General features: G+C 67.7%; 13 protein-coding genes and 1 tRNA gene. 10 read left to right on the top strand and 4 right to left on the bottom strand.

Annotation, left to right across the window (positions count from 1 at the left end; translation table 11 throughout):
• Positions 1-65: 65 nt before the first annotated feature.
• Both AC0QC4_RS04240 and AC0QC4_RS04235 read left to right on the top strand, forming a co-directional pair.
• The gene (locus AC0QC4_RS04240) at positions 66-884 is read left to right on the top strand and encodes an AraC family transcriptional regulator (protein ID WP_483658463.1); all 819 of its coding nucleotides are present in this window, start codon (positions 66-68) and stop codon (positions 882-884) included.
• A gap of 31 nt (positions 885-915) precedes the next feature.
• Positions 916-1,830, top strand: coding sequence for a lysostaphin resistance A-like protein (locus AC0QC4_RS04235; RefSeq protein ID WP_483658462.1), 915 nt, complete (start codon positions 916-918; stop codon positions 1,828-1,830).
• A 102-nt stretch (positions 1,831-1,932) separates the two neighbouring features.
• Here the strand turns inward: AC0QC4_RS04235 and AC0QC4_RS04230 are convergent.
• A tRNA-Cys gene (locus tag AC0QC4_RS04230) sits at positions 1,933-2,006 on the bottom strand.
• Positions 2,007-2,192: 186 nt separating this feature from the next.
• Here AC0QC4_RS04230 and AC0QC4_RS04225 point away from each other — a divergent pair.
• The 5 genes from AC0QC4_RS04225 (at position 2,193) to AC0QC4_RS04205 (ending at position 5,596) form a co-directional block, all read left to right on the top strand.
• Positions 2,193-2,879, top strand: coding sequence for a protein-L-isoaspartate O-methyltransferase family protein (locus AC0QC4_RS04225; RefSeq protein WP_483658461.1), 687 nt, complete (start codon positions 2,193-2,195; stop codon positions 2,877-2,879).
• Between the two features lie 10 nt (positions 2,880-2,889).
• Positions 2,890-4,359: a TolC family outer membrane protein gene (locus AC0QC4_RS04220; protein ID WP_483658460.1), complete on the top strand. Its 1,470-nt coding sequence runs from the start codon at positions 2,890-2,892 to the stop codon at positions 4,357-4,359.
• 108 nt (positions 4,360-4,467) lie between these two features.
• Entirely contained in the window at positions 4,468-4,971 is a 504-nt protein-coding gene (locus tag AC0QC4_RS04215) for a DUF2497 domain-containing protein (RefSeq protein WP_483658459.1), read from the top strand.
• A 46-nt stretch (positions 4,972-5,017) separates the two neighbouring features.
• Positions 5,018-5,413 (top strand): DUF1489 family protein, encoded by a 396-nt coding sequence (locus tag AC0QC4_RS04210; protein ID WP_483658458.1) that lies wholly within the window; start codon positions 5,018-5,020, stop codon positions 5,411-5,413.
• 33 nt (positions 5,414-5,446) lie between these two features.
• Entirely contained in the window at positions 5,447-5,596 is a 150-nt protein-coding gene (locus tag AC0QC4_RS04205; RefSeq protein ID WP_483658457.1) for a hypothetical protein, read from the top strand.
• 86 nt (positions 5,597-5,682) lie between these two features.
• On the opposite strand, the gene nudC is transcribed toward AC0QC4_RS04205, so the two are convergent.
• The 3 genes from nudC to AC0QC4_RS04190 are packed head-to-tail and all read right to left on the bottom strand — an operon-like array spanning position 5,683 to position 8,935.
• Positions 5,683-6,564: an NAD(+) diphosphatase gene (gene nudC, locus AC0QC4_RS04200; RefSeq protein WP_483658456.1), complete on the bottom strand. Its 882-nt coding sequence runs from the start codon at positions 6,562-6,564 to the stop codon at positions 5,683-5,685.
• Positions 6,564-7,895 (bottom strand): serine hydrolase domain-containing protein, encoded by a 1,332-nt coding sequence (locus AC0QC4_RS04195; RefSeq protein WP_483658455.1) that lies wholly within the window; start codon positions 7,893-7,895, stop codon positions 6,564-6,566. The genes nudC and AC0QC4_RS04195 overlap by 1 nt, the downstream gene beginning before the upstream one ends.
• Positions 7,896-7,897: 2 nt before the next feature.
• Entirely contained in the window at positions 7,898-8,935 is a 1,038-nt protein-coding gene (locus tag AC0QC4_RS04190) for an A/G-specific adenine glycosylase (protein WP_483658454.1), read from the bottom strand.
• An 86-nt stretch (positions 8,936-9,021) separates the two neighbouring features.
• Here AC0QC4_RS04190 and AC0QC4_RS04185 point away from each other — a divergent pair, with 86 nt between their 5' ends.
• Genes AC0QC4_RS04185 through AC0QC4_RS04175 form a run of 3 tightly spaced genes read left to right on the top strand, consistent with a single transcriptional unit; the run spans position 9,022 to position 11,038 of the window.
• On the top strand, positions 9,022-9,519 hold the full coding sequence (locus AC0QC4_RS04185) for a DUF721 domain-containing protein (RefSeq protein ID WP_483658453.1): 498 nt from the start codon (positions 9,022-9,024) through the stop codon (positions 9,517-9,519).
• A gap of 44 nt (positions 9,520-9,563) precedes the next feature.
• A complete protein-coding gene (locus AC0QC4_RS04180) occupies positions 9,564-10,265 on the top strand; it encodes a DsbA family protein (RefSeq protein ID WP_483658452.1) in 702 nt (233 codons plus the stop codon).
• A 32-nt stretch (positions 10,266-10,297) separates the two neighbouring features.
• Positions 10,298-11,038 carry a thioredoxin domain-containing protein gene (locus tag AC0QC4_RS04175; protein WP_483658451.1) on the top strand — a complete coding sequence of 247 codons (741 nt, stop codon included), beginning with the start codon at positions 10,298-10,300 and terminating at the stop codon, positions 11,036-11,038.
• The last annotated feature ends 30 nt before the right edge of the window (positions 11,039-11,068 follow it).

Here is an 11,068-nt window from a genome sequence, read left to right as displayed (position 1 = left end):
CGCGCATGGCCTTAGCAACGACCGGGCTCTTGCGAGCACGTTGTCTTGCGGCAATATCGATCGGGATGACGTCCCTTGCAGAAAATCACGATGCCAGGCTGCATGGTTCGGGGGTCGAGCTGATTGAAGCGGAGCTGCGTGCCGGAGCCTTTTCGCCGCATCGCCACGATACCTATACCATCGCCGTGACGACAGCCGGTGTGCAGTCGTTCAATTATCTGGGAAAGCTTTGGCAATCCCGGCCCGGGCAAGTGGTGGTGTTGCATCCCGACGAAGTGCACGACGGATATTGTTGCGATCAGACGGGCTTCTCTTACAGGGCGGCCTATCTGCCGCCGGCGCATATCCAGACTGTCATCGCAGGAGCGGCTCTGCCGTTTCTGGCCGAAGGGGTTTCGGCCGATGCCGGCCTGGTCGCCTCCGCGCTTCGCCTGATCGACATGTGCACGGCGCAAGATGATCTCTTCGGCTATCAGTCGGCCCTCCACCAGTTCGTGTCGGCAATGCAGCGGTGCGAAGGTAACCCTTTGCCAGCGAGGCGGACGGTCAATCGCGACGCCGTCATGCGGGTGCGCGCATTCCTCGACAGCGTTCCGGCACCCGGGACAAACCTCGATCACCTCGAAGACCTCGCCGGTTATGACCGCTGGCAGTTATCGCGCGACTTCCGTGTCCTGCTGGGCACAAGCCCCTATCGTTATCTGCAATGCCGCCGGCTTGAGCGCGCGACGCAGTTGCTGCGCAGCGGGTTGGGCCTGGCTGCTGCTGCCCACGAGGCCGGATTTGCCGACCAGAGCCACTTCGGCCGGGTCTTCCGCCGCACCTTCGGGACGACGCCAATGACCTGGCACCGGTCCGGGCCGCCGCGCACGATCATTCTATAAGCCGCGCTGGCACCCGGAATACGGTGCCGCAATGACCAAGACCATCTTTTCGCCCGAACCGCATCGCGGCTGGTTGCCCTGGGCCTGGTTCTCGCCGGTGCTCTGCGTCCTGCTTGTCGCATTCTCCAGTGTCCCGCTCGATCTTGCCCTCCAGCGGAGCGGCGTGATGGATGGAGAGGGGCAACCCGTGTCCGCTGCCGGCTTCTGTCTGAATCTGCTGCTGCCATTTGCGGCTATGGGGATTGCAGTCTGGGCCTGGTCGCGGTTCGTCGAACGCCGCAGCCTAGCCACCATGGGCTTGACCGGCGCGCAACGGCTGCGCCCGTACCTGGCCGGGCTGGCGACTGGGATCGGCATGATGGTCCTGGCGGTCACGGCGATCTGGCTCGCCGGGGGGTATATCGGCAGAGACATACTGCCTGCCTTTGCCTCTCCCGCATCGCTGTTCTGGATCGCAATCCTGTTGCCCTGCTTTGCCTTCCAATCGGGCGTGGAGGAATTCATCTTCCGCGGCTGGCTGCTCTCGACTGCAACGCGCCGCTGGAACCTGGCGGCGGGGTTCATTGCCAGTTCGATCGCCTTCGCCTTCCTGCACTTCTCGCCGCATCAGCCGTTTCGCGAAATCATCATGACATTTGCCTTCGGGCTGTTCGCCTGTGCCTGGGCGTGGCGTGCCGGTAGCATCTGGGGCGTGATGGGATGGCATGCAGGCTGGAACTGGATCACGGGCGTCGGTTTCGCCGTGCCGATCACCGGCTTCGATTTGCAACTGCCAGCGCTGGTTGTTCAATTGATGCCGTCGGGCCCCGATTTTCTGACCGGCGGGCCGGGTGGACCGGAAGGCAGCGTGCTGACCATCGGCATGCTGGCCGTGGCCACGATGCTGCTGCTGTTCTGGCCCCGCAGTGCCGTCGCGCCGCAGGTCTCAGAACAGGGCGGCGCTTGATCGCAAACGCGCACCTGAACGCCGGCCAACCGGCACCGCCGCTGCGGATTTCGCCAATCCACCCCTCGACAAGTCGGATTGTCGCGGGACCATGAAACTGGCTGGAGGCCCGAGCCGGAATCGAACCGGCGTGCAAGGATTTGCAGTCCTCTGCGTCACCACTCCGCCATCGGGCCGCGCCAGTGGTCTTTGGCAAGGGGCGCGGACTAGACCAGTGGCGCGCGCTTTGCAACGCCCTATGCGGGTTGCGCTTTGCAGCGCCGGTTCAAGCGGCTAAGGCCAGCCTGACCGGCGAACAACTGTATTACTATTGCAATACAGACGCGGAACCGGTAGAGCCGGGCCGAACCGAGGATCCATCGATGACTCTGACCGACACCCTCCAGCAAGCCGGCGCAGACAGCAGTGCCATTGCCCGGCGTGCCATGGTGGACAACCAGTTGCGCACCAATGACGTGACCGAGGCCGCGCTGGTGCAAGCGCTCAAGGACACGCCGCGCGAGCCGTATCTGCCGGCTGAATTGCAGGCGGCCGCCTATATCGACCGGGCGCTGCCGCTCGGCAACGGGCGCATGCTCAATCCGCCGCTGACCACCGCGCGGTTGATTGCGGATGCGCAGGTCCGGCCCGGGCAGCGTGTGCTCCTGATCGGTGCCGCAAGCGGGTATGCGGCTGCGCTGCTCGCCCATCTGGGTGCCTCGGTCGTGGCGGTAGAGGAGGATGCAGGGCTGCTCGCGCTGGCACGCCAGGCGCTGGCCGGCGTCAGCGCTGTGCAGCTGGTGGAGGCGCCGCTGGCTGCCGGCGCGCCCGATTTTGGCCCCTATGACCGGCTGATCGTCGATGGCGCGGTCGATACGCTGCCCCGCGCGCTGCTTGCCCAGTTGCAACCCGGTGCCCGCATTGCCTGCGGCATTGCCGGCGGTCCGGTGACCCGGCTGGCGCGCGCCGTGGCGCTCGCCGACGGGCAGCCGGTCAGGCCGCTGGCCTTTGCCGATCTCGAATGCGGCATTCTCCCCGGATTCGCGGCCCCGCCGCGCTTCACCTTCTGATCGGACCACCATGCGCTCTCCCCGCTTTTCCACCGCCCTGGCTGCAACGGCAGCGCTGATCATTGTCGTACCCGCGCGTGGCGAGACGCTGCGGGATGCGCTCGCGGCGGCCTATGAGAGCAACCCGACGATCACGGCGGCACGCGCCGGGCAGCGCATCACCGACGAGAATGTGCCAATTGCGCGGGCGGACGGCATGCCCAGCCTCAACGGCCAGCTCGGCTATACCGAGGTCCTGGTCCAGGCCAGCAACAATGTCTTCACGCCGGATCGTACCGCGACAGCGCAGGCGCAGCTGTCGGTTCCGGTGTTCCAGGGCGGCGTGGTCCGCAACAGCGTGCGGGCGGCGCGCGCGCGGGTCGAGGGCGGGCAGGCCAGCCTGCGCGGCACCGAATCGGGCGTGTTCACCCAGGTCGTCGCAGCCTACATGGATGTGCTGCGCGACGAGGCCGTGGTGGCGCTCAACCGCAACAATGTGAATGTGCTCACCGTCAATCTGCAGGCGACGCGTGACCGCTTCGACATCGGCGATCTGACCCGCACCGATGTCGCCCAGTCCGAATCGCGGCTGGCGCTGGCGCAGGGCAATCTGCAGGCGGCCGAAGCGCGGCTGATCGGCAGCCGGGAAACCTATATCCGCCTCGTCGGACGCGAACCGGGTGATCTGACGGCGCCGCCGGCGCTGCCCGGACTGCCGGAATCGACCGAGGCCGCCGTCGCCACCGCGCTCGAGGAAAATCCCGATCTCCAGGCGGCGGAGATCGAGGCACAGGCCAGCGGTTTCGATGTTCGCGCGGCGCGCGGGGCGCGGCTGCCGCGCGTGTCGGCGACCACCAACGGCAGCTACAGCAACTTTCTGGGCTCGATCTCGAGTCTTCCGGGCGTCCCTGCCGCACAGTCGCAAACCAGCTCTTCGGCCGGCGTAACGGTGACCTTGCCGATCTTCCAGGGCGGCCGTCCGGCGGCCCGGGTGCGGCAGGCGCAGGCCCGGGAAACCCAGGCGCTGGATCAGGTGATCGGCGCAGAACGCGCGGTGATCGCGCAGACCCGCGCCGCCTATGCCAGCTGGCAGGCCTCACTGGCGGTCATCAACTCCAGCCAAATCGCGGTCGACGCGGGCAAGCTCAGCCTCGAAGGGGTGCGGGCGGAAAACAGCGTCGGCACACGCACCATCCTCGACATTCTCAATGCCGAGCAGGAACTGCTCAACGCCCAGGTGCAGCTGGTGACGGCACGGCGTGACGCCTATGTCGCCGCCTTTTCGCTGCTGGCGGCGATGGGGCAGGCCGAGGCGGAAGATCTGGGCATCGTTGCCAGCGACCAGCTGTACGATCCCGACGTCAACGCCCGGCGCGTGCGCGGCATCGTCTGGGACTGGGATACCGACCCCCGGCCTGAGGCGCAGGCGACGCGGACCACCGCCACGCCCGCCCAGACAGCGGCCATTCCGGACGGCGAGCTGCCCGAACTGGCGCAATAAGCCGCTGCGAATTGCACTGCGCGGCGAGTCGGGATATGGGCCGTTAACCACATTGCGTCCGATTCTGCCGGTGCAAGCGCGGTTTACGGGCGATCAGGGGGCCGCAGCATGGGCGATATGTCACGCGAACCGTCGATGGAGGAGATTCTCTCGTCCATCCGCCGCGTCATCGCGCGGGACGAATCCGCCCAGCAGGCGTCCGCCCAGTCGATCGCGCCGCTCGCCGATGCGGTGGACGACGACGACGATGTTCTCGAACTGACCGAAACCGAAGGCGCCGCCCAGACGGCAGAAATTCAGCCCGCGCAGGAATCCCCCGACATGCCCGCTTCGGCCAAGCCAGCCGCGACCGACAATGCTGCCCCCGAGCTGGTGTCCCCGCTCTCGGCCGCCGCGTCGCGCAGCTCGCTCGACGTACTGGCGGCGGTGCTGGCATCGGGCAAGGACAGCAGCGAGCCCGCCGCGGTCCCGCACGGTGAGGTCAGCGTCAACGCGCTGGTCGAAGCGGCGCTGCGGCCGATGCTCAAGCAATGGCTCGATGCCAATCTGCCGGCCATCGTCGAGCGGCTGGTAGCTGCCGAGATTGCCCGGATCACCGGCACGCGCGGTTGATCCGCGGCGCTTGACCGCAGTCGGGCGCACCGCCATTTGAGCGGCGATGCCGCTTCACCTCACCAAGATCGCCTATGGCTGCAGCAGCCTGGCCGTGCTGGAGGCCCGCCTTGCCGCGCGCGGCACCGAAGCGCGCCTGACCACGCGCTATCGCCCCAAGCGTGCCGAGGAGATCGACGGCGGATCGCTCTACTGGATCATCGCCCACCGGATCGTCGCGCGCAGCCCGATCCTGCGGTTCGACGAGGCCGAGGGCGGGCGGACCGATATCGTCATCGCCGCTCAGGCCATTCCGGTGATGGCGCGCCCGCGCCGGGCGCACCAGGGCTGGCGCTATCTCGATGGGGCCGATGCGCCGCCGGATCTGGCCGATGCCGGAGAGGGGGCGGCAGCGATGCCCGCCGAATTGCGCGACGAACTGTCGGCGCTCGGCTTGGTCTGACGGGTTCATACCACCCTGCAGTGATTCTGACCCATGAGGATTGCCATTTCCTGTTTGCTGGCGAGGAGCGGACGCCGCCGCGATGCGGGGCATCGTGGCAAGGCCGCGACGATGTCCAGCGGGCGGGAAATGGCAACCGAAGGCGGGTTCTGGCGGCTCTCGGACAGCGTCGCGCCCTCGTGACGATGAACCACATCACCACGTCGGACGCTCCTTGCCGAGAACCGCCAGAACCCGTCCTCATGAGGCAGAATCAGTGCAGGGTGGTATCAGCCGGTCTCCGCCAGCCAGTGGGCGAACAGGCTGTAGGCGATGGCGAATGGCGGCGGGGCGATGAAGGGCGCGTCGGCGTCTCCGGCCATTGCCGCCGCCACGCCCGCCCGATCGACCCAGAAGGCCGCCTCCAGCTCGGTCTCGTCGAGGACGATGTCGCGGCCGCGGCTTTCGCCGATGCAGGCGATCATCAGCGATGACGGGAAGGGCCAGGGTTGGCTGGCGACATAGCGTACCCCGTCGACCTCTATGCCGGCCTCTTCGCGCAGCTCGCGCGCGACCGATTCCTCGATGCTCTCGCCCGGTTCGATGAAGCCTGCCAGTGCGGAATAGCGCCCGGCGGGCCAGCCATGCTGCCGCCCGACCAGCACGCTGCCCTCATGTTCGGCGAGCATGATCACCACCGGATCTGTGCGCGGGAAATGCTGGGCACGGCAGGATGGGCAATCGCGCTGCCAGCCGCCCTTGGCGACCTGGGTGGGTGTTCCGCAATTGGCACAGAAGCGGTGCCGGGCGTGCCAGTCGATCAGGCTGCGTGCTGCGCCATAGAGCGCCACCTGGTCCGGTGCGAGGAACGGCAACACCCGCCAGCAACTGCGCGACCGGGCATCGATCGCCGTACCGGGTGGCGGCAGCGCGGCGAAGCGGGGCTTGCCCTGTTCCAGCCCCAGAAACAGCAGTTCGGCGTCAGGCGCTGCCTCCGCCAGCGATCCCCAGGCGAGGCAGCCGGGCTCACCCTCGACCGGATCGATGCCTTCGAGCCGCAACAACCGCGCGGAGAGTGACGCCATGGCGTCGGCGAGCCGATCGGGGCTCTGGCGGAGCGCATCGGCCCGGTCGATCAACGCGCCGGTGAAGCCCGGGGCCGCCGCCGCCATCAGCCGCGTGCCGCCATTGCCGCGAGGTCTGCATAGAAGACTTCGGCGACCCGTCGCTGGAAATCATAGACTTCGGACGGCATGTAATTGGCATAGCCGCCAAAGCGGACGCGGCGGGTGCGATCGACAAAGGCGATGGTGCCTGCCGCACCGCCCCAGCCGAACACGCCCGCACCCTGCGGATTGCCCGGCAGGCTGACCCGTCCGCCGGCGCCGAAGCCTTGGCCTTCGACGAAGGTGCCTGCGCGCTCGATGCTGTCATCGAGCAGGTTGGACATGGCGAGCTGGGCGGTCGCGGTCGACAGGATGCGGTTGCCGCCCAATTCGCCTTCGTTGAGCAGCATCTCGAGGAAGCGGTCATAGTCCCGCGCCGAGCTGACCAGCCCCGCTCCGCCGAAGGGGAAGGCGGGATCGTCGAGATAGATGCTGGTCGCCGCCGGATCGAGCGGGAACAAGGTGCCGCCGAGTGGCGCATAGTTGGTGGACAAGCGCGCGACATTGTCTGGTGCGACGCGGAAGGAGGTGCTGGCCATGCCGAGCGGATCGAAGATGCGGGCCTTGAGGAAAGCGTCGAAGCTCTGCCCGGAGACCACTTCGATCACCCGGCCCATCAAATCGAGGCCGATCGAATAGCTCCAGCGGGTGCCGGGCTGGTAGACCAGCGGCAGGCGCGCCAACCGGTCGGCGAATTCGGTCAGGCTCGGGGCCGGCGTGCCGCGCGAGATGCCCGGGAAGGTCAGGCGGCTGACCTGACCGGGGACGATGCCATTGTCTTCATAGGCTGTCTTGATCGGCCCGCTCTGGATGATCGAATAGCCAAGCCCGGCGGTGTGAGTCAGCAACTGGCGGATGGTGATCGGGCGCGCGGCGGGCACCGTCTGGTCGATCGGCGCATCGGCGCTGGTCAGCACCCGCATCGAGGCGAAGGCAGGCAGTATGTCGGCCAGCGGCTGATCGAGCTGCATCTTGCCTTCGTCGATCAGGATCATCGCAGCGATGCCGGTGATCGGCTTGGTCATCGAATAGATGCGCCACAGGCTGTCGAGATCGACGGGGGTGCTGCTATCGTTGGCGAGCGTGCCCGCTGCCACGGACTGCAGCGGCATGTTGCCCAGACCGATGGCGGCCAGCGCGCCGGGCAGCCGGCGTGAGGAGACATAGTCGGCGATATAGGCGCGCAGCCCGGAGAAGGGCGCGCTCGCCTGCCACAGCGCCGCTGCCGGGCTGGACGTTGCCGCCAGCGCCGCGCCGCCTGCCATCCAGCCGAACAGGCTGCGGCGGCTGGGCGTGAATTCGCTGATGCCGACCGGCGAAATCCTGTCCAAAGCCATGTTCATTCTCCCAATGCCAGTTGCGCGGCGCGGCGATAGAGCGTCGGCAGGCCTGCTTCGTCAAGCCGGTCGATCGGCCACCACTCGCCTTCCCCTACGGCCGCAGTGGTGCCGCTGAGGCGGTCTACCGCGAGATCGAGCGCGAAGTGGGTGAAGACGTGGCGTATCTGCCCGATTTCCCGTCCGGAGGGCATAGGCTGCGGCGGCGAATCGGACCAGTCGCCGCCCGGCAGCGCGCGCATACCGCCGAGCAGGCCGCGCGGCGGGCGGCGGACCAGCCACACCGCCCCGTCCCGTTCGATCCACCAGGCGCGGCCATGGCGCAGCGGCTTGGCCTTCTTGGCCGGCCGTACCGGCAGATCGAGCGCAATGCCTGCGCGCCGCCCCTCGCAATGCGGGCTGAGCGGACACAGCAGGCAATCGGCCGTGCGTGCAGTGCACAGGGTCGATCCCAGATCCATCATCGCCTGGGCGAAATCGCCGCCGCTGCCGTCGGTCGGCCACAGCGCCCGGGCAGCCTCGCCGATGGCGCGCCGCCCTGCCGGCAAAGGCATCGAAATCGCAAACAGGCGAGCGACCACGCGCTCGATATTGGCATCGACCGGCACCGCGTCGGGCAAGCCGAAGGCGATGCCGGCGATCGCCGCGGCCGTATAGTCGCCAATGCCTGGCAGGGCGCGCAGCGCCGCCTCGTCGGCCGGGAATATGCCGGCATGATCGCGCATCACCGCCTGCGCACAGGCGATGAGGTTGCGGGCGCGGCTGTAATAGCCAAGCCCCGCCCAGGCAGCGAGAACATCGTCGGGGTCGGCCGCTGCCAGCGCGGCGAGGGTCGGCCAACGGCTGGTGAAGTGCTCGAAATAGGGTCCGACTGCGGCAACCGTGGTCTGCTGCAGCATGATTTCGGACAGCCACACCCGGTATGGGTCCGGCCGGGCATTGGCGCCCGGCGGGCTGCGCCACGGCAGGCTGCGGCCGTGCCGACGATACCAGTCGAGCAAGGCTCCGCGAATGTCGGCACGCTGGCTCTCGACGGACATGCCGCGGCCATGCCATAGGCGGCGGTGTGACGAAAGCACCCCCTTCTCCTGCCAAAGCACGCCAGCCGCGCCCCGCCAAGGCGCCCGTGGCCGAGCGCGCGCGCGGTGGCGAGGCGCGTCGGGTGGCCGATTTTCTCCCGGCCATCGGCGATGTCGCCTTCCGCAAGTTCGGCTTCGTGCAGAGCGCGATCGTCACCCGCTGGCCGGAGATCGTCGGGGCGCGACTGGCCAAGGTCACCGCGCCCGAATCGCTGCGCTTCCCGCAGGGCAGCAAGAGCGACGGACTCTTGTGCATCACCGTGGCGGCGGCGCACGCACCGGTGGTGCAGCATGTCGTCCCCGACATCATCGCGCGGGTGAACCGCTTTTTCGGCTATGCGGCGGTCGCCCGGGTGCGGCTGGCGCAGGGCAGCGTCAAGCGCCACGCGGGCGACGCGCCTGCTGGCATCGCGACGGCGCAGCCGGTGCCGACCATCGCCCTTTCACCGACGTTGAAGGCGATCGCCGATCCGGAGCTCCGGACGGTGCTCGAAGGATTGGCAAGCAGTCTTGCCAAGCGCGACGCGCTGCCTAAAGTCCGCTGAACTTCGTATATTTGCCGAGTGACGATCTGCCAATGAAAGCCCTGATGCTCCGATTTGCCCTGCTGGCCGTGGCTGCCTTTGCTGCCGTGCCGCATGCCCCGGTCGCGGTTGCCCAGCAGGCGGCCCCGTCGGCGTGGCTCAGCCAGGTGGCGCGCGGGGAAGGTGGCAGCCACATCTGGGGCAATCCCGCCGCGCCGGTCCGCCTCACCGAATATGTCAGCTACACCTGCCCGCACTGCAAGGATTTCGTCGAGGAATCGCAGGGGACGCTGCGGCGCCATGTCGCGAGTGGCCGGGTCAGCGTCGAGGTGCGGCATCTGGTGCTGAGCGCGCCGGACATCGGCATGACCGTGGCGGCCCAGTGCGGCAGCCCGGCCCGCTTCTTTTCGCGGCATGAGGCGCTGTTCACGCTGCAGCCCAGCGTGCTGCAGCGCACCTCCGCGATCACCGAGCAGCGTGCGGCCGAAATTGTCGCGCTGCCGACGCTGCAGCGCATCCGTGCACTGGCAACCGACAGCGGCGTGATCCAGTGGATGCGCGGCCGTGGCTTCACTCCTGCGCAGATCGACCGCTGTTTTGCCGATCAGGCGCTGGTCGACCGGATCGAGGCGATGCGCCGCAATGCCCTCAATGCCGGTATCAACGGTACGCCGACCTTTGCCATCAACGGGCAGGTGGTCGATGGTGTGCACAGCTGGGCTGCCCTGCAGTCCCGGCTCGATGCCGCCCTCGCCAGTGCCCGCTGAGCGTGTTCCCCCGAATAAGGAAACCCATGACTATGCTGTCCAAAGCCCGACTGATTGCCCTCGGCACGCTCGCCGCGATGACGCTGGCGGCCTGCGATGGCGCGAGCACCGGACCGTCCGGCGATGCCGTTGCCAAGATTGCCGCCCCTGCCGGCCAGAAATGGTCGGAAGTCGTCCGTGCGACGCAGGACGGGTTCGTGATGGGCAATCCGGATGCACCGCTCAAGCTGATCGAGTTCGCATCGCCCACCTGCAGCCACTGCGCCGAATTCTCCCGCACCGGCGCGGCCGCGCTGAAGAGCGAATTTGTCGATAGCGGTCGGGTCAGCCTGGAAATCCGGCCGTTCCTGATCAACCCGCTGCAGGATTCGATGATTGCAGCCACGCTGACCTGCGCCGGGACGGACCGCTTCTTCCCGCTGCTGGAAAATGTCTATGCCTCGCAGGAAGAGCTGTTCGGCGGCTTCCAGAATGCCGATGAGGCCGCGGTGCAGGCTGCCGCCAACCTGCCGCCGGATCAGCGGTTCGGCAGCGTTGCCAATGCCATCGGCATCAGCACTTTCTTCGCTGCGCGCGGTATCCCGGCGGAGGAAACCGCCCGCTGCCTGTCCAACCCGGCGGCGATCGAGAAATTCAACGAATCGACCCAGCGCAATTCGACCGAGTTCGAAATCAGCGGCACACCGACCTTCGTGCTCAATGGCGAAGTGCTGGAGGGTGCCGGCACCTGGGAAGCGTTGCGCGAGCGGCTGATGGCGGCGGGCGCACGCTGACGGCGCGATTTGGGGCGCTGGGGGGCGCAG

It is taken from the genome of Sphingomonas sp. jy18 (assembly GCF_056931895.1).
Note: the sequence above shows the minus strand (reverse complement) of the source record. Positions and strands in the feature narration are given on the sequence as shown.